General features: G+C 69.7%; 20 protein-coding genes. 15 read left to right on the plus strand and 5 right to left on the minus strand.

From position 1 onward, the window contains the following. Positions 1-52: 52 nt before the first annotated feature. From leuS to holA, 5 genes are all read left to right on the plus strand, one after another. A complete protein-coding gene (leuS, locus tag IE231_RS00435) occupies positions 53-2,575 on the plus strand; it encodes a leucine--tRNA ligase (RefSeq protein ID WP_189691975.1) in 2,523 nt (840 codons plus the stop codon). 12 nt (positions 2,576-2,587) lie between these two features. Beyond that, a complete protein-coding gene (locus IE231_RS00440) occupies positions 2,588-3,571 on the plus strand; it encodes a DegV family protein (protein ID WP_229866400.1) in 984 nt (327 codons plus the stop codon). A 109-nt stretch (positions 3,572-3,680) separates the two neighbouring features. Continuing rightward, positions 3,681-4,508, plus strand: a complete 828-nt coding sequence (locus tag IE231_RS00445; protein ID WP_189691976.1) for a ComEA family DNA-binding protein — start codon at positions 3,681-3,683, stop codon at positions 4,506-4,508. Positions 4,509-4,581: 73 nt separating this feature from the next. Next, positions 4,582-6,291: a ComEC/Rec2 family competence protein gene (locus IE231_RS00450; RefSeq protein ID WP_189691977.1), complete on the plus strand. Its 1,710-nt coding sequence runs from the start codon at positions 4,582-4,584 to the stop codon at positions 6,289-6,291. A gap of 31 nt (positions 6,292-6,322) precedes the next feature. After that, positions 6,323-7,375 (plus strand): DNA polymerase III subunit delta, encoded by a 1,053-nt coding sequence (holA, locus tag IE231_RS00455; RefSeq protein WP_189691978.1) that lies wholly within the window; start codon positions 6,323-6,325, stop codon positions 7,373-7,375. Between the two features lie 65 nt (positions 7,376-7,440). On the opposite strand, the gene rpsT is transcribed toward holA, so the two are convergent. Beyond that, the gene (gene rpsT, locus IE231_RS00460; RefSeq protein ID WP_189691979.1) at positions 7,441-7,704 is read right to left on the minus strand and encodes a 30S ribosomal protein S20; all 264 of its coding nucleotides are present in this window, start codon (positions 7,702-7,704) and stop codon (positions 7,441-7,443) included. Positions 7,705-7,875: 171 nt separating this feature from the next. Then, positions 7,876-8,331: a type II toxin-antitoxin system PemK/MazF family toxin gene (locus IE231_RS00465; RefSeq protein ID WP_201896900.1), complete on the minus strand. Its 456-nt coding sequence runs from the start codon at positions 8,329-8,331 to the stop codon at positions 7,876-7,878. An 85-nt stretch (positions 8,332-8,416) separates the two neighbouring features. On the opposite strand from IE231_RS00465, the gene lepA reads away from it, so the two are divergent. Together lepA and hemW are read left to right on the plus strand one after the other, a co-directional pair. Beyond that, positions 8,417-10,270, plus strand: a complete 1,854-nt coding sequence (gene lepA, locus IE231_RS00470) for a translation elongation factor 4 (RefSeq protein ID WP_189691981.1) — start codon at positions 8,417-8,419, stop codon at positions 10,268-10,270. 2 nt (positions 10,271-10,272) lie between these two features. Continuing rightward, positions 10,273-11,535 (plus strand): radical SAM family heme chaperone HemW, encoded by a 1,263-nt coding sequence (gene hemW / locus IE231_RS00475; RefSeq protein ID WP_189691982.1) that lies wholly within the window; start codon positions 10,273-10,275, stop codon positions 11,533-11,535. Here the strand turns inward: hemW and IE231_RS00480 are convergent. Together IE231_RS00480 and IE231_RS00485 are read right to left on the minus strand one after the other, a co-directional pair. After that, entirely contained in the window at positions 11,532-11,927 is a 396-nt protein-coding gene (locus IE231_RS00480; protein ID WP_229866401.1) for a DUF4870 domain-containing protein, read from the minus strand. The two genes, hemW and IE231_RS00480, sit on opposite strands and share 4 nt — an antisense overlap. Positions 11,928-11,955: 28 nt before the next feature. Further along, the gene (locus tag IE231_RS00485; protein ID WP_189692277.1) at positions 11,956-12,798 is read right to left on the minus strand and encodes a DUF3097 domain-containing protein; all 843 of its coding nucleotides are present in this window, start codon (positions 12,796-12,798) and stop codon (positions 11,956-11,958) included. Positions 12,799-12,980: 182 nt separating this feature from the next. On the opposite strand from IE231_RS00485, the gene hrcA reads away from it, so the two are divergent. From hrcA to IE231_RS00500, 3 genes are read left to right on the plus strand one after another with little or no spacing between them, the layout of a single operon-like run. Next, positions 12,981-13,997, plus strand: coding sequence for a heat-inducible transcriptional repressor HrcA (gene hrcA, locus IE231_RS00490; RefSeq protein ID WP_189691983.1), 1,017 nt, complete (start codon positions 12,981-12,983; stop codon positions 13,995-13,997). An 18-nt stretch (positions 13,998-14,015) separates the two neighbouring features. Then, a complete protein-coding gene (dnaJ, locus tag IE231_RS00495) occupies positions 14,016-15,137 on the plus strand; it encodes a molecular chaperone DnaJ (RefSeq protein WP_189691984.1) in 1,122 nt (373 codons plus the stop codon). A gap of 1 nt (position 15,138) precedes the next feature. Next, entirely contained in the window at positions 15,139-15,930 is a 792-nt protein-coding gene (locus tag IE231_RS00500) for a 16S rRNA (uracil(1498)-N(3))-methyltransferase (protein WP_189691985.1), read from the plus strand. Between the two features lie 12 nt (positions 15,931-15,942). On the opposite strand, the gene IE231_RS00505 is transcribed toward IE231_RS00500, so the two are convergent. Continuing rightward, positions 15,943-16,737: a GerMN domain-containing protein gene (locus tag IE231_RS00505; RefSeq protein ID WP_189691986.1), complete on the minus strand. Its 795-nt coding sequence runs from the start codon at positions 16,735-16,737 to the stop codon at positions 15,943-15,945. Between the two features lie 381 nt (positions 16,738-17,118). Here IE231_RS00505 and IE231_RS00510 point away from each other — a divergent pair, with 381 nt between their 5' ends. The 5 genes from IE231_RS00510 (at position 17,119) to IE231_RS00530 (ending at position 22,499) form a co-directional block, all read left to right on the plus strand. Next, a complete protein-coding gene (locus IE231_RS00510) occupies positions 17,119-18,147 on the plus strand; it encodes a PhoH family protein (RefSeq protein ID WP_229866402.1) in 1,029 nt (342 codons plus the stop codon). A 9-nt stretch (positions 18,148-18,156) separates the two neighbouring features. Further along, positions 18,157-18,630 carry an rRNA maturation RNase YbeY gene (gene ybeY, locus IE231_RS00515; protein WP_189691987.1) on the plus strand — a complete coding sequence of 158 codons (474 nt, stop codon included), beginning with the start codon at positions 18,157-18,159 and terminating at the stop codon, positions 18,628-18,630. Further along, positions 18,627-19,925 (plus strand): hemolysin family protein, encoded by a 1,299-nt coding sequence (locus tag IE231_RS00520; protein ID WP_189691988.1) that lies wholly within the window; start codon positions 18,627-18,629, stop codon positions 19,923-19,925. The genes ybeY and IE231_RS00520 overlap by 4 nt, the downstream gene beginning before the upstream one ends. Then, positions 19,918-20,868, plus strand: coding sequence for a GTPase Era (gene era, locus IE231_RS00525; RefSeq protein ID WP_189691989.1), 951 nt, complete (start codon positions 19,918-19,920; stop codon positions 20,866-20,868). Before IE231_RS00520 ends, era begins: the two co-directional genes overlap by 8 nt. A gap of 242 nt (positions 20,869-21,110) precedes the next feature. Then, positions 21,111-22,499, plus strand: coding sequence for an LCP family protein (locus IE231_RS00530; RefSeq protein WP_229866403.1), 1,389 nt, complete (start codon positions 21,111-21,113; stop codon positions 22,497-22,499). Positions 22,500-22,505 lie beyond the last annotated feature (6 nt).

Consider the following 22,505-nt stretch of genomic DNA (forward strand, 5'->3'; position numbering starts at 1 on the left):
TGTGTGTCAGGGGGCAGGACGCCCAGGAAGCGACTTCAGTGGAGAGAATACGGTGAGCGAAGAGCAGGTCGTTCAGGACGAGGCGCTGGGCGCGCAACAGGGCATCGAGCAGGGTGCGTACAGCTTTCCCTCGATCGAAGCCAGATGGCCGGCCGTGTGGGACGAGCTCGGCGTGTTCACGCCGCGCGACGACGGCACCCGGGAGCGGCGGTACGTGCTCGACATGTTCCCGTATCCTTCCGGCGACCTGCACATGGGCCACGCCGAGGCCTTCGCCATGGGCGATGTCGTGGCGCGGTACTGGCGCCTCAAGGGCTACGACGTCCTCCACCCGATCGGGTGGGACTCGTTCGGGCTGCCCGCGGAGAACGCCGCCATCAAGCGCAACGCCCACCCGGCGGAGTGGACCTATGCCAACATCGAGACCCAGGCCGCCTCGTTCAAGCGGTACGCCCTGAGCCTGGACTGGTCACGGCGTCTGCACACCTCGGACCCCGAGTACTACCGGTGGACCCAGTGGCTGTTCCTGCGCTTCTACGAGCGTGGCCTCGCGTACCGCAAGAACCACCCCGTGAACTGGTGCCCGAAGGACCAGACGGTCCTGGCCAACGAGCAGGTCGTCAACGGCGCGTGCGAGCGCTGCGGCACGCCCGTGACCAAGAAGGCCCTCAACCAGTGGTACTTCAAGATCACCGACTACGCCGAGCGCCTGCTGGACGACATGACCGAGCTCGAGGGCCATTGGCCCGAGCGAGTGCTGGCTATGCAGCGGAACTGGATCGGCCGGTCCGAGGGCGCCCATGTGCGCTTCACGATCGAGGCCGAGGGGCCGCAGCCCGAGCGCGAGGTCACCGTCTTCACCACGCGCCCCGACACGCTGTACGGCGCCACCTTCTTCGTCGTGGCGGCCGACGCCGAGCTGGCCTCAGAGCTCGTTGCCCCCGGCCAGGCGCAGGCCCTCTCCGAGTACCAGGACCGGGTCAAGGCGCTGAGTGAGATCGAGCGGCAGAACACCGACCGGGAGAAGACCGGCGTGTTCCTGGGCCGCTACGCCGTCAATCCGCTCAACGGCGAGAAGCTGCCGGTGTGGGCTGCCGACTACGTCCTGGCAGAGTACGGCACCGGCGCGATCATGGCCGTCCCCGCGCACGACCAGCGAGACCTCGACTTCGCCAAGGCCTTCGGCCTGCCGGTCCGGGCCGTCCTGGACACCGGTGAGGAGGACCCCGCGGTCTCCGGCGTCGCCACGAACGGCGAGGGCACGATCATCAACTCCGGTCCGCTCAACGGGCTCTCAAAGGCCGAGGGAATCGCCAAGGCCATCGAGATCGTCCAAGACGCCGGCACCGGGGAGGGGACGATCAACTACCGCCTGCGTGACTGGCTGCTCTCCCGACAGCGCTTCTGGGGCGCGCCGATCCCGATCATCCACTGCCCGGTGGACGGCGAGGTGCCGGTGCCGGACGACGAGCTCCCCGTGCGCCTGCCGGATGACCTGCGCGGCGAGCAGCTCGCGCCCAAGGGCACGTCCCCCCTCGCGGCCGCCGAGCACTGGGTCAATGTCACCTGCCCCCGCTGTGGGGGCCCCGCCAAGCGGGACACGGACACGATGGACACGTTCGTGGACTCCTCGTGGTACTACCTCCGCTACCTCTCCCCGGACTACACGCAGGGTCCGTTCGACCCGGAGGCCGCCCGGCGCTGGATGCCGGTGGCGCAGTACGTGGGCGGCGTCGAGCACGCGATCCTGCACCTGCTGTACAGCCGGTTCTTCACGAAGGTCCTGAAGGACATGGGCCTCATCGACGCGGACGAGCCCTTCGCCGCACTCATGAACCAGGGCCAGGTGCTCAACGGCGGCAAGGCCATGAGCAAGTCCCTCGGCAACGGCGTCGATCTGGGCGAGCAGCTGGACACCTACGGGGTCGACGCCGTCCGCCTCACGATGGTGTTCGCGTCCCCGCCGGAGGATGACGTGGACTGGGCCGACGTCTCGCCGTCGGGTTCCGCGAAGTTCCTGGCCCGGGCCTGGCGCCTCGGACAGGACGTCACGAGTGCGCCGGGAACCGATCCGTCCGGCGGCGACCGCGCCCTCCGGGCCGTCACGCACCGCACCATCGCAGAGGCCGAGGAACTGCTCGACGCCCACAAGTTCAACGTCGTCGTGGCCAAGACGATGGAGCTCGTCAACGCGACCCGCAAGGCGATCGACAGCGGACCGGGCGGGGCGGACCCCGCCGTGCGCGAGGCCGTCGAGACCGTGGCGGTCATGCTGAGCATGTTCGCGCCCTACACGGCTGAGGACCTATGGGCGGCCCTCGGCCACGAGCCCTCCGTGGCGAATGCCGCCTGGCCGCAGCACGATCCTTCGCTCACCGTCGAGGAGACGGTGACGGCGGTCGTGCAGGTGGCCGGCAAGGTGCGTGACCGCCTCGAGGTGGCCCCGGACATCTCCGAGGACGCGCTGCGCGAACTCGCACTCTCGTCGCAGAACGTGGCGCGGGTGCTGGACGGCCGCGGCATCCGCACGGTGATCGTCCGCGCGCCGAAGCTGGTCAACATCGTGCCCGCCTGAGGCCTCTGACTCGTGGCTGACGACCAGGCCGCGGATGTTCCCGCGATCGCATGGCTGAGACGCCGTTGGGGCCGGCTCCGTCAGGGACCGACCCCTGCCGAACTGCCCCCGCGGCCGCGCATCGCCGTCGTCACCGACTCTTCGGCGGCCCTCCCCGAGGAGTGGTCGGACGAGTTCGAGCGCGCTGGCTGCTTCGCCTCGGTCGTGCTCCCGGTGATGGCGGGGGAGGAGATCTTCACCGACGGTGAGGACGTCGACACGGCGCTGGGCATCGCGCTCGCGACTGGCCGCACCGTGAGGACGTCGCGGCCGGCGCCCGGGCAGTTCGAACGGGTCTACCGCGGCTTCGCGACGGCGGGCTTCGAAGGCATCGTCTCCCTGCACCTGTCCGGCAAGCTCTCCGGGACGGCGGACGCCGCGCGGATCGCGGCCGGGCGCGTGGACGTGCCGGTTGAGGTCGTGGACTCGGGGACCGCTGGCATGGCGCTCGGCTTCGCGGTGCGTTCCGCGGTGGAGACGGCCGCACGCGGCGCCGATGGCGCCGCGGTGCGTGCGGCGGCGCTCGGCCGGCTCACGCACGCGGACGTCTTCTTCTATGTCCCGAGCCTCGAGCAGCTCCGCCGAGGGGGACGGATCGGCGCGGCGGCTTCGCTCGTCGGCACCGTCCTGGCGATCAAGCCGATCCTGTGCCTCCGGGACGGCCTGATCGTCCCCCTCGAGAGGGTCCGTACGGCGGCACGGGCTGTCCCGCGGCTGCGCGAGCTCGCCGTGACGGCCGCCCGCACGCGGCGGGATCCCGCCGTCGCGGTCCACTTCTTCGGCAATCGGGACGAGGCCGCCGCGTTCGCGGCGGACATGGCCCGTGACCTCGGCATGCAGACGGCCGACGTCGCGCTCTCGCCGATGCCGGCTGTCCTCGCCGCCCACACCGGGCTTGGTGTGATTGCCGTGATCGTCGCCGAGGGCGCAGGTGGGGATGAGGCGGCCGAAGGATGACGTCCTCGGACGTGTGACACTCTTCCTCCACAGGAGGCGCTTCGGCGTGTCCTCCACATAGGCGGCCGTACGTTCCCTCCGAGCACATCGCCGATGGGAGCGTGGCCGCATGGTCTTGCGCAGGGAGTCGGCACGGGTGCGGAGGCAGGAAGCCCGTCACCGGTGGGATGCCCTGTTCTCGGACTCCGCGACGGCGCAGCCTGCCGAGCCGCTCCTTGACCTCTCGGGAGGTGCCGAGGAGCACGCAGAGGAGGGCGGGGCCCGGCCGTCCCGCCGCACGGCGGTGCGGTTCAGCCTCTCGTTGCGGCTCGGTGCGGTGGTCGCGGGCGTCCTGGCGCTGTGCCTGACTGGCTGGTGGATGACCGTCGGTTCCGCGCGGCCGGAGGTGCGGTCCGTCGAGGCGGCGTCCGAGCAGCCCGACAGCGCGGCCCCATCGCCGTCAGCCGCTGCCGCCGGGCCCACTGTGCACGTCGCCGGTGCAGTGGCAGCCCCGGGTGTGTACCACCTGCCGCCCGGTGCGCGCGTGTACGAGGCGATCGCCGCGGCCGGCGGGGCCGCGGGCGGTGCCGACGTTGCCCGGTTGAACCTCGCGGCACGGATCGAGGACGGAACGCAGTTGCGCGTCCCGTCGGAGGGCGAGGCCGAGGACCATGGCGCCGCCGCGGAGTCGCCGGCGGCGCGAGGGGGCGGTGGTGCCTCTGGCGGGGGCGGTCCCGCGTCGGGGCGTGGTGGCGGCTCGGCACCTCGCGTGAATATCAACACCGCGGCGGTGGAGGAACTCTCGACCCTGCCGCGCGTTGGGCCTGTCCTCGCCCAGCGGATCGTGGACTACCGCACCGCCCACGGGAGGTTCGCCACGCCCGAGGATCTGGACGCCGTGGGCGGCATCGGAGCGAAGATGCTCGAGTCCCTCGTGCCGCTCGTGACGGTGGGTTGAGCGACTGATGACCGGGGGCCCTGCCGGGAGGCGGAATCGCTGGAATGGCTATCGCGACGCCGCTGTGGCCGGGATGCGGAGCCCGCGGGAGGGGCCCGCCGAGAGCCTCTCGGAGCGGCTCCGGCGGCGAGCGTTCCAACGGTCCATCGACCAGGGTGCCATCCAGATGGCGCCGGGACGGTGGCGCGACCTCCGGCTCGTTCCCCTCGGCGCGGCAGCGTGGGCCGGTGCCGCCGCTGGCGGTGTGGTGGCCCCTGACTCGAGGCACGCTGCTCTGGCCGCGGTGGTCGGTGCGGCGGTGGCGGCCCTGATGGGTGGTGCCGCGTGCATGGTGGGGCTGATGAGGTCGAGCCGTGCCCGGGGCGTGGTGGCGCTCTGCGTCTGCGTCCTCCTTGCCGGAGCCGCGGGCACAGCAGCCGCGCTCGAACATGCCGTCGTCGAGCGTGAGGGACCGGCAGGGGATCTCCTCGAGCAGGGTGGCACTGTGATCGCGACGGTGGTCATCACGGGTGATCCGACCCCGCAGCGTTCCTCGAGACCCTTTGCATCCGCCTCGCGCTACACGGCCGCTGGGACCCTCGTGTGCGGAAAGGCGGAGGGGCGCGTCTTCTCAGCCTCGGCGGCGATCTTAGTCGCTGGAGGTTCGGAGGCCGCATCGCTGCGCGCAGGGACCACCGTAGAGGTCAGCGGCCGGGTCGTGCCGTCGGCACGGGCAGGAGGCTCGGCGCTGCTGAGCATCTCGTCACGCCCGAAGGTCGTGGCCACCGACCCGCCGCGGCAGTTCCTCGCCGGCGTCAGGGAGTCCCTGCGGGCCTCGGCCGGCTGGCTCTCGAGCGATGCTGCAGGCCTGCTGCCCGGGATGACGGTCGGCGACACGGCGGCGCTGCCGGCGGACCTTGAGACGGCAATGCGGGATGTGGGGCTCGGGCACCTGACCGCGGTGAGCGGGGCGAACTTCACCCTGCTGTTCGGAGCGGTGCTGCTCGCGCTGAGACTGGTCCGGGCCAGCAGGCCAGCCTCCGTTCTCGGCTGTGCCGCGGCACTCCTCGCGTTCGCTGCGGTGGTCGGACCGGAGCCGAGCGTCCTGCGGGCCGCCGCCATGGGCGCCGTCGGCCTCCTCGCCCTCCTGAGCGGCCGGGCGGGGCGCAGCTGTTCGGCCGTCTCGGCAGCGGTCCTCGTGCTCGTGCTCCTCGAACCAGCGCTAGCCCTGAGCATGGGCTTCCTGCTCTCTGTCGCTGCGACTCTCGGCATTGCCGTCCTCGGTCCTCCGCTCACCGTCGTCCTCGCTGCACGGTTGCCAGCGTGGCTCGCGGCGGCCGTGGCTGTCCCCCTCTCAGCACAGCTCACCTGCGGACCGCTCATCGTGCTCGTCCAGCCAGCCTTCCTGTCGATGTCCCTGGCCGCAAACCTTCTCTCCGCACCCTTCGTGCCGGTCGTCACCGTGGCGGGTACGATCGCCCTCGCGGTGTGCACATGGTGCCCTCCAGCAGCGTTCCTGGCCACTGCGGTCGGAGGCGCGGCCGCACAGGCGGTCGCCTCCGTCGCCCGGGTCCTCGCACAGGCCCCGGGAGCTACGGTCCCCTGGCCGGAGGGCTTGGCCGGCGCGTTCGCCATGGCGGGGCTTTCAGCCGTGAACGCCGTAGCGCTCTGGGCTGTGCTGCTCCCCACGGGGCGGCGCTGGATGGCATGGCTGTGGGCCGTGCTGTCGCAGTCCGTGCGGAGCCGAGTGGACGGCATCCTCGGATTGGGGCGCGGGTCGCGGCATGGCAGAGTGGAGGGGTGATCGTCGTCCAGCCAGCACTGAAGGCCCGCGTATGAGCCCCGCCGCCCGTGGAGCCCGGGCGTCTGCCCAGCGCGGCGGAGCCGCTTCACGATCAACGGCGAAGAGCGTCGGCACGGTGGACTGGCGCGAGGCGGCCCCGGCCCCCGTGGTCCTGATCGTCGGGCCGGAAGAGTACCTGGCATCGCGCGCGATCGACGGCGTGCGGGCGAAGGCGCGCGCGCAGAGCCCTGACCTCGAGGTGACGCGCCTCGACGCTGCCAACTACTCGGGCGGCGAACTCCTCATGGCCGCCTCGCCCTCGCTCTTCGGTGACAGCAAGCTCGTCGAAGTCCACGGCCTCGAATCGATGACCGAGGAGTTCCTCCGCGATGGACTTGCCTACCTGACGGCTCCCGCGGAGGAGGTCGTCCTCGTGCTCCGGCACGCCGGCGGAACGCGAGGCAAGAAGCTGCTCGACGCGGTGAAGACGTCCGGAGCCCCGGTCATCGACTGTCAGCCCCTCAAGAGGGATGCGGACAAGGCCGCCTTTGTCGCGGCAGAGTTCCGCGGCTCCGGGCGGCGGATCGACCGTGAGGGCATCGAGGCGCTGGTCGCCGCCGTCGGCAGCAGCCTCGCGGAGCTGGCAGCCGCATGCTCGCAGCTTGCGCTCGACGCCAGCTCCACGGTTGACGCCGCCCTCGTGGAGAAGTACTTCGGCGGCAGGGTCGAGGCGACGGCTTTCAAGGTCGCAGACGCTGCGCTGGCGGGCCAGACGGCACAGGCGCTCTCCGCCTTCCGGCACGCCCTCGAGACCGGTGTAGACCCTGTGCCGATGGTCGCGGCGTTGGCCGCGAAGCTTCGGACCCTCGCGAAGGTCGCCGGTGCGCGCGGCTCCGCGCAGAGTATCGCGCGGGAGCTGGGCATGCAGCCGTGGCTGGTCGAACAGGCACAGCGGGATATCCGCGGGTGGACGCCGCAGAGCCTCGCAGCTGCCATCCGCGCGGTCGCCGAAGCCGATGCCGAGGTGAAGGGGCTCGCCCGGGATCCCGGGTATGCGGTGGAGCGTGCGCTCGGAATCGTCAGCTCGGCCGCCCGGGCGCGCTGACAGAAACGGCCGGGGCCGGCATCCCTGGGAGGATGCCGGCCCCGGCCGAAAGGTACCCGAGGGGATCAGGCGATGTTGCCGACCCGCTTCGCGATGCCCGACTTGCGGTTCGCGGCCTGGTTCTTGTGGATGACGCCCTTGCTCACAGCCTTGTCGAGCTTCTTGCTCGCGTGGGCCAGAGCGGCAACGGCGGCGCCCTTATCGGCGGAGACCACAGCGGCGTTGACGGCGCGGATGGCCGTCTTCAGCTCGGACTTCACCGCCATGTTGCGCTGACGCGCCTTCTCGTTCGTGAGAATGCGCTTCTTCTGGGACTTGATGTTTGCCACGTAGGGAACTCTCTTGTTGATGCCAACAGGGTCTAGAGGGCTTCGGACCGACCATCGACTGAGCGGCGTGGGGATGCCTATGGCAGTCGGCCGTCAGTGCCCGCCGACCTGCACGGACACACAGCTGTCAATAGTAGCAGACGGGACGTGCGGGCAGCACCGCCGGCAGTCTCATTGCCAGCCGCGCTCCCGCAGCGCACTCGCCACGATCTCGAACTGACGGCGCCCGAGCACTGCACCCTCCCGGCGCACGGCCGCCGGCTCGATCTGGAGGACGCGGTCGACCCTCACTTCGCTCGGCCGCCGTCTCGGATCCCATGGGCCTGCACCGATGTCGACGTAGTCGCGCTCACGTGTCCCGCCGTCATGGTCCTTGCTCGTGAGCATGAGGCACAGCAGCGCCGTTCTGCGCCTGCCCACAATGAGGACAGGACGGTCTTTGCCCTGGGTGTGGTCTTCCTCGAACGGCACCCACGTCCATACGATCTCGCCCGGATCCGGGGCGCCGTCGGGATTGGGCCTGTAGTCGACCACGGCCGTGCCTGTGAAGTCGCCTCGGTAGGTGCTCGCGCCTTCCGCAGCAGGGCGGAAGGCGGACAGGACCCTGGAGACGAAGCGGCGCAGCATACGGGCCAGCCTATGGGAGACTAGAAAGCCAACACGCTCGCCATTCCAGCAGCAACGACAGCAATGACAGTGAGGACCGTTCACAGTGTCTCCCATGGCCCGCACCGCACCGGTGCCTGCCGCGACGGATCCGTCGATCATCCGCAACTTCTGCATCATCGCGCACATCGATCACGGGAAGTCGACCCTCGCGGACCGGATGCTCCAGTTCACCGGAGTCGTGCAGCCGCGGGACATGAAGGCCCAGTACCTCGACCGCATGGACATCGAGCGTGAACGCGGGATCACCATCAAGTCGCAGGCCGTCCGCATGCCCTGGGAGGCCGACGGCACGGCGTACGCGCTGAACATGATCGACACTCCGGGGCACGTCGACTTCACCTACGAGGTTTCCCGATCGCTGGCAGCGTGCGAGGGGGCGGTCCTCCTTGTCGACGCCGCCCAGGGCATCGAGGCGCAGACCCTCGCGAACCTCTACCTCGCGATGGAGAACGACCTCACGATCATCCCGGTCCTGAACAAGATCGACCTGCCGGCAGCCCAGCCTGAGAAGTACGCCGAGGAGCTCGCCAACCTCATCGGCGGCGACCCCGAGGACGTGCTCAAGGTCTCGGGCAAGACTGGGGTCGGCGTGGAGGGCCTCCTCGACCGCATCGTGCAGGACATCCCCGCTCCGGTCGGGGACGCCTCGGCCCCCGCGCGGGCCATGATCTTCGACTCGGTGTACGACACCTACCGCGGCGTCGTGACGTACGTCCGCGTCGTCGACGGCTCCCTCAGCCCGCGCGAGCGGATCCAGATGATGTCCACGAAGGCGAGCCACGAACTGCTCGAGATCGGCGTCATCTCCCCGGAGCCGATCCCTTCCAAGGGCCTCGGCGTGGGCGAGGTGGGCTACCTCATCACGGGCGTCAAGGACGTGCGCCAGTCCAAGGTGGGCGACACCATCACCAACCTGTCCAAGCCCGCCGCCGAGTCGCTCGGTGGCTATCAGGATCCGAAGCCCATGGTGTTCTCGGGCCTCTACCCGCTCGACGGCTCCGACTACCCGGACCTGCGCGATGCGCTCGACAAGCTCAAGCTCAACGACGCCGCGCTCGTCTACGAGCCCGAGACGTCGGCGGCGCTCGGCTTCGGCTTCCGCGTCGGCTTCCTCGGGCTCCTCCACTTGGAGATCGTCCGGGAGCGCCTCGAGCGCGAGTTCAACCTCGACCTCATCTCCACCGCGCCGAACGTGGTCTACGAGGTGACCCTCGAAGACAAGTCAGTGGTCACGGTGACGAATCCGAGCGAGTTCCCGAGCGGGAAGGTCCTCGAGGTCCGGGAGCCCATGGTCTCGGCGACGATCCTCGCCCCGAATGAGTTTGTCGGCGCGATCATGGAGCTGTGCCAGGGCCGCCGCGGCCAGATGAAGGGCATGGACTACCTCTCCGAAGACCGCGTGGAGCTGCGCTACTGGATCCCGCTGGCGGAGATCGTGTTCGACTTCTTCGACCAGCTCAAGTCGAAGACGCGCGGCTACGCCTCGCTGGACTGGAAGGCCGACGGCGACCAAGTCGCCGACCTCGTCAAGGTCGACATCCTGCTCCAGGGCGAGCAGGTAGACGCGTTCAGTGCGATCACGCACCGGGACAAGGCGTATGCGTACGGCACGATGATGACGGCGAAGCTGCGCGAACTCATCCCGCGCCAGCAGTTCGAGGTGCCCATCCAGGCCGCCATCGGCTCGCGCATCATTGCCCGCGAGAACATCCGGGCCATCCGCAAGGACGTCCTCGCGAAGTGCTATGGCGGTGACATCACCCGCAAGCGCAAGCTCCTCGAGAAGCAGAAGGAAGGCAAGAAGCGCATGAAGATGGTGGGCCGCGTCGAAGTGCCGCAGGAGGCCTTCATCGCTGCGCTCACCACGGACGAGTCGAAGGACAAGGCGAAGAAGTAGCCATGCCGAGCGCACTTCCCCTCGGGGATCCGGCGCCGGCCGACGGCGTCCTCCCGGCTCAGGCCGCGCTCGGCGCCGAGCGCACGCCGTTCTCGCTCTACGCCCACATTCCGTTCTGCGCGGTCCGGTGCGGGTACTGCGACTTCAACACGTACACCGCCACCGAGCTCGGCGGCGGCGCGTCCCAGGCCAACTACGCCGCGACGGCAGTCGCCGAGGTGCGCTTCGCGGCCGCTGCGCTGGACGCCTCCGGCGTGCCGCGCCGTCGTCTGTCGACGGTGTTCTTCGGCGGCGGCACTCCGACCCTTCTGGCCGCCGACGACCTCGCGTCGATCCTGCGTGCAGCCGTCTCCGAATGGGGGATCGAGCCGGGCGCGGAGGTCACGACCGAGGCGAACCCTGACTCGGTGACCCCAGCCTCGCTGCAGACGCTCGCCGACGCGGGGTTCACGCGCGTGTCCTTCGGGATGCAGTCTGCCGTGCCCCACGTGCTCAAGGTCCTCGACCGTACCCACACCCCTTCCCGGGTCCCGGAAGCCGTCCGCTGGGCGCGGGAGGCGGGCCTCGATGTGAGCCTCGACCTCATCTATGGGACGCCGGGGGAGAGCCTTGCGGACTGGCGCACCTCGCTGGACGCGGCCCTTGCGTGCGAGCCCGACCACGTGAGTGCCTACGCGCTGATCGTCGAGGATGGCACGAGACTGGCTGCGCAGATACGGCGGGGCGAGGTGCCCGACGTCGACGACGACGACCACGCCGAGAAGTACGAGGTCGCCGACGCAGTGCTCGGCGACGCGGGCTTCCACTGGTACGAGGTGAGCAACTGGGCACGTGGTGGGGGGAGCGGTACTGCGGCCTCGCGCTTCGAGTGCCGGCACAACCTCGCCTACTGGAACGGCTCAGACTGGTGGGGCGTGGGCCCGGGGGCCCACTCCCACGTCGGTGGGGTCCGCTGGTGGAACGTCAAGCACCCGGCGGCCTACGCCGGGCGCCTCGGGCAGGGCGCCTCGCCCGCAGCGGGCCGGGAGACGCTCGACGACGCCACTCGCCACGTCGAGCGCGTCCTGCTGAAGATCCGGCTCGCTTCAGGTCTGCCGGTATCGGAGCTTGATGCGCCCCCGGGCGGGGGCGGCGGCCGGGAGGCGGTCGCAGGACTGATTGCGGACGGCCTCGTGGAGGGCGCGGCGGCGATCCGCGGAACGCTCGTCCTCACGCTGCAGGGCCGTCTGCTCGCCGACGCGGTGGTGCGGCGGCTCCTGCCCTAGTGGATGAGGCGCAGGTTGTACTGGTAGCGGTACGGCTGGCCCCTGTTGACCTGGATGCCGGCGATCACGGAGAACACAGTGATGGCGATCCAGATGAGCGTCGCAAGCACCGAGAAGACGTTCCCCACGAACGGGACGAAGCCCAGGAGATTGAGCACGATCGCCGCAAGGGTCGGAGGGAACGTGAAATTGAGGGCTTCCTTGGATTCCTGGGCCGTGAAGGGCCCCCGGTCCTTGAAGACGAGGTAGATGAGCAGCGACGGGACGAAGCCCAGAATTCCGCCGAAGTGCGCGAGAGTAGCCCACTGGCGGTCCTCGGACGCGGTCAGCGGCGCGGAGGCAGTGTCGCCGGGGTAGTCACGGTCTCGTCGGTTCTGCGGATACTCGGTCACGCACCCTAGGATATCCAAGCCCCAGCCCCTAGGCCGTCAGGAAGTCGATGACTTCTTCGACACGCCCCAGAAGCGAGGGCTCGAGGTCAGCGTAGGTGCGCACTGCGCCCAGCAGCTTCTGCCAGCCGAGGCCGACGTCCTCGGCCGTCGCGTGCGGCCAGCCGAACGCCGCGAGGATGCCTGTTTTCCAGTCGGTGCCGCGGGGAACTGTGGGCCATGCGGGTATACCGAGCGTGGACGGCTTGATCGCCTGCCACACGTCGACGTACGGGTGGCCGACCACGAGGACGTTGCCTGTTGCTCCCGGTACCGCCATGGCCTCCTCGACGATCCGCGATTCCTTCGAACCTGCGACGAGATGGTCCACGAGGATCCCGAGCTTCCGTTCGGGTCCCGGTGCGAATTCCGCGATCGCCGCCGCGAGATCGTCGACGCCGTGGAGGGGCTCGACGACGATCCCCTCCACCCGGAGGTCGTCGCCCCAGACTTTCTCGACCAGCTCGGCGTCGTGCTTTCCCTCCACCCAGATCCGGCTGGCCTTCGCCACCTGTGCACGCAGGCCCTCGACCCGGACCGAGCCTGAGGCCGTGCGCGTCGGCGCGGCCGGTTGGGGGCGGGCGGCCGGGGGACCAACGCGCACGGGCCGTCCGTCGATGAGGAAACCGAACCCGAGCTGGAAGGAGCGCGACCGCCCGCGGCGGTCCTCAAGGCTCATAACGTGCATGCCGCCCGACTTCTCGACCCGGGTCACGGCGCCCACCCAGCCGGACTCGGCGTCCTCGAGGACGAGCCCGATCTCCACAGGGACGAGGGGGAGTTCGGCGCGGGTGGGCGGAGCCAGCTCGGCTGGCCCCCAGGAGTCATAGGTCAGGCGGTCCACGCCGAGCATCCTACGGTCCGGCCCGGGCGCCCGGGACGTGCCGCGCCGTCGTGCGTGCCGCGAGAGCATACTAGACTTAGCACTTGAGCCGATAGAGTGCTAAGGATCAGGATGCCGCGCCACGGTGCTGGAACCGCTCCGGCGCCAGAGCCACGACCGTCGCAGGAGGTGTGATGAACGAGCCCCGCAAGCTGGATGTCCTGCGGGCCATCGTCGAGGACTACGTGCACTTCCGCGAGCCGGTCGGATCGAAGGCACTCGTCGAGCGCCACCGGCTCGGCGTCTCGAGCGCCACGATCCGCAACGACATGGCAGCGCTCGAGGACGAGGGGCTCATCGTGGCCCCGCACACGAGCGCAGGCCGGGTGCCCACGGACAAGGGCTACCGCGTGTTCGTGGACCACCTCGCCGCAGTGCGGCCCCTCTCCTCGGCGGAGAAGCAGGCCATCCAGAACCTGCTGGACGGCGCCGACGACCTTGACGACGTGCTCGAGCGCACGGTGCGCCTGCTCTCCCAGCTGACCAATCAGGTCGCCGTGGTCCAGTACCCGCAGCTGGGGCGTGCACGCGTGCGGCACGTCGAGGCGGTGGCCATGGCCCCGCGCCAGGTCCTGCTGGTCCTCATCGCTGACACGGGAACGGTCGAGCAGCGCGTGCACACGGTGAGCGAGGACGTCGACCGCGACCGGCTGGCGTATCTGCGCCAGCGGTTCCTCGAGGGGCTCATCGGCACGGCCGTCGGCCGCCTTCCCGCGGGCGCCGCCGAGGTCGTGGCCGCCCTTCCCGCCCACGACCAGAGACTCGCCGCCGAGCTTGCCCAAGGCCTGGGCCTGCTGGCCGAGTCGAGCAGGGAGGACCGGATGGTCATGGCCGGGACCGCCTACCTCGCACGATCCAACAGCGACTTCCTCCAGAGCATCTCCCCGGTGCTCGAGGCCCTCGAGGAGCAGGTGGTGCTGTTGAGGCTCCTGTCCGAGATGGCGAGCGACCCGCGCGGCGTGACCGTGACGATCGGTCGTGAGAACCCCTACGTGGGCCTGGCCGAGACTTCCGTCGTGGCCACCGGATACGGGCAGGACGACGGCGCGAAGGTGGGCGTCCTCGGCCCGACCCGCATGGACTATCCCGCGACGATGGCGGCGGTCCGGGCAGTGGCCCGGTACCTGTCGAAGATCATCGCCGGCAGCTGAAGCAACAGAAAGAGAACCGTGAGCAGCCACTACGAAACCCTCGGCGTTCCGACCGACGCGACCCCCGAGGAGATCAAGAAGGCCTACAAGAAGCTGGCCCGCAAGCTCCACCCGGACATGAACCCGGGAGAGCACGCCGCCGAGCAGTTCAAGGCGGTCACCCACGCCTACGAGGTCCTCTCCGACCCCCAGAAGCGCAGGGTCTACGACGCCACCGGCAACGAGAACGGCACCGACAACGGGTACGGGTACAACGGCGCGGGCTTCGCATTCCAGGACATCTTCGAGACCTTCTTCGGCGGATCGGCGGCCCAGGCCGGCCCGGCCTCCCGGGTGCGGCGCGGGCAGGATGCGCTCATCGCCGTGCGGATCGAGCTCAAGGACGCCGTGTTCGGCGTCAACAAGAAGCTCGAGGTCGACACGGCGGTCACGTGCTCCCGGTGCGAGGGCTCGTGCTGCGAGCCGGGCACGCAGCCCGTGCGCTGCAGCGTGTGCGGCGGCTCTGGCCACATCCAGCGTCCTGTCCGCTCGATCCTGGGCCAGGTCATGACCATGGCCACGTGCCCCACGTGCTCGGGATTCGGCACCGAGATCCCCAGCCCGTGCAACGAGTGCGGCGGTGAGGGCCGCGTGCGCAGCCGCCGTTCGCTGACCGTCAAGATCCCGGCCGGCGTCTCGACGGGCACGCGCATCCAGCTCGCCGGCCAGGGCGAGGCAGGGACGGCTGGAGGGCCGTCCGGGGACCTGTACGTGGAGATCCGGGTCGCGCCGCACTCGATGTTCACCCGGGAAGGGGACGACCTGCACGCGACGCTCAGCGTGCCGATGACCGGGGCGGCGCTCGGTTCCGACCTCACCCTCGACACCTTCGACGGCGAGCAGCAGATCACCCTCCGCCCGGGAAGCCAGTCGGGGGACGTCGTGACTCTCCATGGGCTCGGAGTCGCCCGGCTGAGGGGCATGGGACGCGGCGACCTGCTCGTGCACGTCAAGGTCGAGACCCCCACCAAGCTCGACGCCGAGCAGGAGGAGCTCCTGCGCCAGCTCGCGAAGCTGCGGGGCGAGCAGGTGGGCGAGGGCAAGCTCGTGGGCAGCGGAGGCGTGTTCGCCAAACTGCGCGACAAGCTCGGCAACCTCTGACATGTCGCGGCCGCTCTTCTACGTGCCCTCCGGCGGTCTCGACGGCGTAGAGCCCGGCGGCCTGGTCACCGTCGAGGGGCCGGAGGGCCGCCATGCGGTGGCCGTCCGCCGGCTGGCCCTCGGCGAGGGAGTCGACCTCTCGGACGGCGCCGGGACGCGGGCAGTGGGCACCGTCGCCGCTGCCGAGGGATCACGCCTGGACGTGGAGATCGAGCGCATCGTCCACGAGGCGCCACCGCCCTTCCGGCTCGTGCTTGTCCAGGCGCTCGCCAAGGGAGACCGCGACGAATTGGCCGCGGAGACGGCCACCGAGCTCGGGGTCGACGCGGTCGTCCCGTGGCAGGCGGAGCGGTCGATCGTGCGGTGGAAGGGTGAGCGCGCTGCCAAGGCCCTCGCCAAGTGGCGCTCTGTGGTCTTCGCTGCCGCGAAGCAAGCGCGCAGGGCTCGTGTGCCCGAGGTCGAGGACGTGGTCGACAGCCCGCGTCTGGCGAGCCGGATCGCTGAGGCGCGGCTCGCCGTCGTGCTCCACGAAGAGGCCACGGAAGGCGTCTCCGCCCTCCTCGACGGGCTCGCAGGCAGCAGCCCCGACGAGGCGGTAGGCGAGGTCCTGTTCATCGTCGGCCCGGAGGGCGGCATCAGCCCCGCCGAGCTCGAGCGGTTCACGACGGCGGGCGCGCGGCTCGCGCTGCTCGGCCCGCACGTCCTCCGGTCCTCGACAGCGGGGCCGGCGGCGCTCGCTCTCGCGAGCGACCGGCTCGGCCGCTGGGGGAGCCGCGATGGGCGCGGGGACTGAGCGTCCAGTGCGCTAGCCCTTGACGGTGATCCCCTTCGAGTCCCACGCGCTGGTGCCCGACGTCGGCGCGGCCGACGCGTCCTCGGGCGGCAGGATCCGCACCTCATAGTCACCGGGCGGCAGGTTCACCGTGACGGTGAATTCGCCGAGGTGTCCAGCCTGGTTTCCCGCCGTGACAGTGCCGCTGAGGTAGACCGACCGTGCCCCCTGCCCGTCGTGGCGCAGGATCTGCCAGGCGAAGGCCCTCCCGGGCTCGGTCGCCCGTCCGAACACCTTCAGCGCCCCGTTGGCAACCTCTGTGCCCTCCTGCGGGTCGATGATCCACACCGGCGCAACCATCGCCGGGTCCCGCTGCATGAGCTGGCCGAGCTGGACGCGGTTGAACGCCAGCTGCGACGTGCGCCCGTCGACGAGCAGCATGACGGAGATGGGCTGGCCAGCGTCCACGAGCCCCGCGCTGGCCGCTGCCGCTGTTGCCGTGTAGACGAGCTGCTGCACCGCCAGCTGGGCGGTCGGCTCGTCCACGCCGGTGTTGAAGGCGTCGGAAGAGACGTCGACCGTGATGTAGTTCCGGCCCGAGACGGAGGCAGCGAGCTTCTTCGGAGACTGCCACGGCGTGAAGTACTGCGGATCGAGCGGCTTCTGGGACATCATGATCCGCAGCGCCGTCGCGATCGGGTTGTCCTTGCTGTCCGTATCCCGGAACTCCCGGTAGAGGTAGACGCCATCGCGCGCACGCCCCAACCAGTACACAGGTGCCTTCGCGGAGGTCTGCGAGGTCTCGAGCGGGGCGGACGTCTGGGTCATCCCAGCAGAGGGACCGGCGGTCGCACCGACGGCGATACTGGGCTGGGGGCTACTGGTCGCAGAACAGGCGGAAACGACGGGGCCAGCAGCCAGGACGAGCGCAGCAAGCACCAGCGAGGAAGCGGAAGGCCGCCCCCTCAGCCGACGGCGTGCTGGTCGATCGAGCTCTCGCATGGTCCTCTGCTGAACTGTTCCGGGTCTGGTCCTCCACATCGCCCTCCGACTGCGGGACGGGCGGCGGCCCTGTCCAGCTTGGCACAGCGCTTCCGTACGGTGAGCCGAGCGGATGAACTGTTCCCCAAGTGATGCAGGATTGATACGTTCACGCGGACGTACGATGGATCAAGCCCGCTCGGGCCCGACGAGGAGGAAGACCCGCCTGTGACAGCCGAGTTCCCGCACACGACCCCCGCAGCACGCACAGAGGTGCTGCGGTTCGGATCAAGCGAGGAAATGGTCCGGATCCTGGGGCCGCATGACGAGGCACTGAAGTACGTCGAGGAGCAGTTCCCGGACGTCTCCATCCATGCGCGGGGCAACGAGCTGACAATTGTGGGCCCCTCGGCCGAGGCCCCCCACATCAGGCGCCTGTTCGAGGAGGTCGCTGCCTTGGCCGCGAGCGGAGCTCCGGTCACTCCGGCTTCCCTCGAGCAGCTCGTGGCGATGCTGCGGACACAGACCGTGGCCAGTCCCTCGGATGTGCTCACCCACAACATCCTCTCCAGCCGCGGTCGCACTATCCGTCCCAAGACGGCGAACCAGAAGGACTACGTCGACGCCATCGACGCGAACACCGTGATCTTCGGGATCGGGCCTGCCGGCACGGGCAAGACGTACCTCGCCATGGCGAAGGCGGTGCAGGCCCTCCAGCACAAGGACGTCAGCCGGATCATCCTGACGCGGCCGGCCGTCGAGGCGGGGGAGCGGCTCGGCTTCCTCCCCGGCACGCTCAGCGACAAGATCGATCCCTACCTCCGCCCGCTGTACGACGCGCTCCACGACATGATGGACCCGGAGTCCATTCCCCGGCTCATGGCGGCCGGCACGATCGAGGTTGCGCCGCTTGCCTACATGCGCGGACGGACGCTCAACGACGCGTTCATCATCCTCGACGAGGCGCAGAACACGACGCCTGAGCAGATGAAGATGTTCCTCACCCGGCTCGGGTTCGGCTCGAAGATGGTGGTCACGGGGGATGTGACCCAGGTGGACCTGCCCTCAGGCGCAGCGTCCGGGCTGCGGATCGTGCAGCAGATCCTCCAGGGGCTCGAAGACGTGAGCTTCTCCGTGCTGGATGCCTCCGACGTCGTCCGGCACCGGCTCGTCGGCGACATCGTCGACGCCTACGGCAGGTGGGACGCCGCGGAGCGGGCCAAGCAGGAGCGCCGTCGGCGCGAGCGCGCCGTCTAAGCTGGAACCGTGAGCATCGAAGTCAACAATGAGTCCGGCCTGAGCGTCGACGCCGAAGCCCTCGTCCGCCTCGCCCGATTCGTGTTCGACCGCCTCTGGCTCCATCCGCAGACCGAGCTGTCCATCCTCCTCGTCGACGAGCCGGCGATGGAGCGGCTCCACATCGAGCTCATGGACGAGCCCGGTCCGACCGACGTCCTCTCCGTCCCCATGGACGAGCTGACCCCTGGCACACCTGGGAAAACCACGCCCCAGGGCATGCTCGGGGACATTGCGATCTGCCCGCAGGTCGCCCTCAGCCAGGCCCAGCGGGGCGGCCATTCCGCCGACGACGAGATGCTCCTGCTGGCCACTCACGGGATCCTGCACCTCCTCGGATTCGACCACGCCGAGCCGGAGGAGCGCGAGGAGATGTTCACGCTCCAGCGTGAGCTCCTCACGGAGTTCCTCGGCCGGCCGGCACCGAGCGAGACGGTGGCGTGACCACAGCCCTCCTCCTCGCCCTCGCCCTCGTCTTCGTCGCGCTGGCCGGCTTCCTCGCCGCTGCCGAGGCGGCGTTCTCTTTCCTCCCGCGGCACGAGGCCGAGGAACGCGTCGCCCAGGGCCGGGCGGAATCGCTCGCCCTGATCCTCGAGGACCCGGTCCCGCACGTCCACGCCCTGAGGTTCTGGCGGATCTGGTTCGAGACGGCCGCGGCGGTCGCCGTCGCGGTGCTGGCCCACAGCTGGCTGGCCAACGTGTGGCTCGCCGGACTCGCCGCCACCTTCGTCATGGCGCTCATCGGCTTCCTCCTCGTCGGAGTGTCGCCCCGCCAGCTCGGACGCCAGCACGCCGTCCCGATTGCGGCGGCAGCGGCGCCCCTCGTCCGGGCGCTCCGTGTCATCCTCGGACCCATTCCCGGATGGCTTGTGCAGCTGGGCAGTGCCGCGACCGGAACCGACCCGCACCACGAGGATGCTGCCTACACCTCGACCGAGCTGCGAGAGTTTGTGGAACGCTCGAGCGACACGGAAGACCTCGAGGACGAGCAGGCTGAGCTCCTGCAGTCGGTGTTCGAGCTCGGGGAGACGCTCGTCCGCGCGGTCATGGTTCCGCGAACGGACATTGTCGCGGTGGAGTCCGGGGCAACGCTGCGCCAGGCCATGTCGCTCTTCTTGCGCTCGGGCTGCTCACGCGTTCCCGTCTTCCGGGACAGCCTCGACGACGTCACCGGCGTGCTGTACCTCAAGGACGTCGCTGCGCGGCTGCATGAGGAACCGGAGGCCCACGAGGAGGCAGTCGACGCCGTAGCACGTGAGCCGCGCTTCGTGCCGGAGTCCAAGCCGGTGGACGATCTGCTCAAGGAGCTCCAACGCGAGTCCGTGCACCTCGCCATCGTCGTGGACGAGTACGGCGGCACAGCGGGCCTGGTGACGCTCGAGGACCTCATCGAGGAGCTCGTCGGCGAGATCGTCGATGAGTACGACGACGACGAGGCTGAGACGCTCGATCTCGGCGACGGGCGGTTCCGGATCGCAGCCCGCATGGCGCTGGACGATCTGGGCGAGCTGTTCGACATCGACCTCGAGGACGATGAGGTCGAGACGGCAGGCGGCCTTCTCGCCAAGGGGCTCGGCCGGGTGCCGATCGTGGGCAGCGCCGCGGAGGTGCACGGGATCAGGCTCACGGCCGAGCGCAGGCTCGGACGGCGCAACCGGATCAGCCACCTGATCGCCGAGCGCGTCGAGGACTCCACGACCACCGACCACCACGACCAGGCAGGAAGCACGCATGGCTGATACGACCACTGGGCCGGCGGGGCCCGAGTACCGCGCGGGATTCGCCGTCCTCGTTGGCCGCCCGAACGCAGGCAAGTCCACTCTGACGAACGCGCTCGTGGGGCAGAAGGTCGCCATCACGTCGGCCAAGCCGCAGACCACACGGCACACCATCCGTGGCATCGTGCACCGATCCGATGGCCAGCTCATCCTCGTCGACACCCCAGGGCTGCACCGGCCACGTACGCTTCTCGGGCAGCGCCTCAATGACCTCGTCGCGGAAACCCTCTCCGAGGTCGATGCGATCGGCTTCTGCCTCCCGGCCAACGAGCGGATCGGTCCCGGTGACCGGTTCATTGCGAACCAGCTCGCCGGTGTGCCGCGCAAGCCGATCGTGGCCATCGTCACCAAGGCTGACCTGGTGGACCGCGCCCAGCTCACCGAACAGCTCGTCGCCGTCGACGCGCTCGGCCGCGAGGCACTCGGAGGAGACGGCTTCGCAGATGTGGTGCCGGTGTCCGCGCAGGACGGATTCCAGGTCTCTACGGTCGCCGACATCCTGATCAACCGCATGCCCGCCTCGCCGCCGCTGTACCCGGACGGGGAGCTCACGGACGAGCCCGAGGCCGTGATGGTGGCCGAGCTCATCCGTGAGGCCGCGCTCGAGGGCGTTCGCGATGAGCTGCCGCACTCGCTCGCCGTCGTGGTCGAGGAGATCGTGCCGCGGGAGGGCCGCAGCGAGGACAACCCGTTGCTCGACGTGCGCGTCAACCTCTTCGTCGAACGGCCCTCCCAGAAGGCGATCATCATCGGCAAGGGAGGAAGCCGGCTCCGGGAGGTCGGTTCGACCGCCCGGCGCGGCATCGAGGCGCTCCTGGGCACCCGCATCTACCTCGACCTGCACGTCAAGGTGGCGAAGGACTGGCAGCGCGACCCCAAGCAGCTGGGCCGTCTCGGCTTCTGACGCCTCGCCGAGGGGCAGGAACCACCCCACAGGGTGTTCACAGCCGGTGGCAGGTACCATAGACTGACCCCCGTTGCCTCCAGGAAGGCCCCTCCTTGGCTCGACGTGCCGGTGGCCCCGCCCCGCAGACCAGCGCCGGCCGCTTCGGCGTGCATCATGCGCGCCCCGATGGACAGTCGCCGCAGCGCCATGTGCGCGTCGGGCGCGCACGACATCTCGGCCTGAAGATCACAGGCGGCGTGGTGGCGCTCCTGATGATCGCCGGGCTGGCGTTCGCAGGCTACTGGTTCATCCGGCTCGGCTCGAACCTCCGGCAGGCGCCGCTCTCGGCAGGCAACGCGACCGCCGACGCTGCGAACGACGCGACCGACCGGCTCCAGATACTCATCATGGGCACGGACACACGCGACGGCGCGAACGGCGAGTACGGCAGCCAGGCGGACAGCAGCGGGTACGGCAACTCCGACGTGATGATCCTCATGGACATTTCGGCGGACAACAAGCAGATCTCCATGACGAGCTTCCCCCGCGACCTCATGGTTCCGATCCCGTCGTGCACCGACCCGAAGACCCACAAGACGTTCCCCGCGCAGAACCCGGGCCAGTTGAACTCGGCGATGCAGGAGGCTGGCCCCGGCTGTCTCCTCGACGCCGTGAACAAGATGACGGGCCTCACCGTGGACCACTTCCTGCTGGCGGACTTCAATGCGGTCAAGGAGCTCTCGAACACGATCGGAGGAGTCGACGTGTGCGTCAACGCCGCGATCGACGACCCCTACTCGGGACTGAAGCTCCACGCGGGCACGAACACGGTGATGGGAGAGCAGGCCCTCGCATTCCTGCGCAGCCGCCATGGCGTGGGCGACGGCAGCGACCTCTCGCGCATCAAGAGCCAGCAGGCCTTCCTCGCGTCGCTCGCCCGGAAGGTCCGCTCGGACGGCACGCTCACCAACGTGCCGAAGATGCTCTCCATCGCGGATACGATCACCAAGAACCTGACCGTGGATTCGGGCCTGGCCAATCCCCAGTCCCTCATCACCATCGGCAATCGGCTCAAGGACGTCGACCTCTCCAAGGTTGCCTTCGTCACGGTGCCCTGGGAGCCGTGGACCCAGGACCCGAACCGCATCCAGCTGAAGGAACCCGACGCATCCGGGCTCTTTGACGCCTTGCGCGCCGGCCGTGATCTGACCGCACCGGCGCCTGCGGCCCCCGCTGCTTCGTCGGCACCCGCAGCTTCGGCTCCCGCCGCATCCCCCAGCGCGCCCCCCTACGACAAGGCCATCCAGCCCGTCGCAGTCGCGAATGGTAGCGGCGCCGCGGGTCGCGCACAGGCGCTCGTCGAGCTCCTCAAGACAGCCGGCTTCACCCAGACGGTGGCATTCGCCGCGGCTCCCGTGAGCGGGACTTCGGTGTACTACAGCGCGGGATTCCAGGACGTGGCCACTGACGTCGCCGCTCAGTTCGGCATCCCTGCCTCGCAGGTCCAGCCCTCCACGGCCATCCATGGCGTCCAGCTGTACGTCGGAAGCGACTTCGCGTCGGGGGACAAGTACACGCCGAAGGTGCCGGACAACATCGTCTCGCAGACTGCCGCCCAGCAGACCTGCCAGACGGCCGCCGGCCAGTAGGCCGGC

Origin of the sequence: Sinomonas cellulolyticus (assembly GCF_014656475.1) — a bacterium.
Classification (GTDB): Bacteria; Actinomycetota; Actinomycetes; order Actinomycetales; family Micrococcaceae; genus Sinomonas; species Sinomonas cellulolyticus.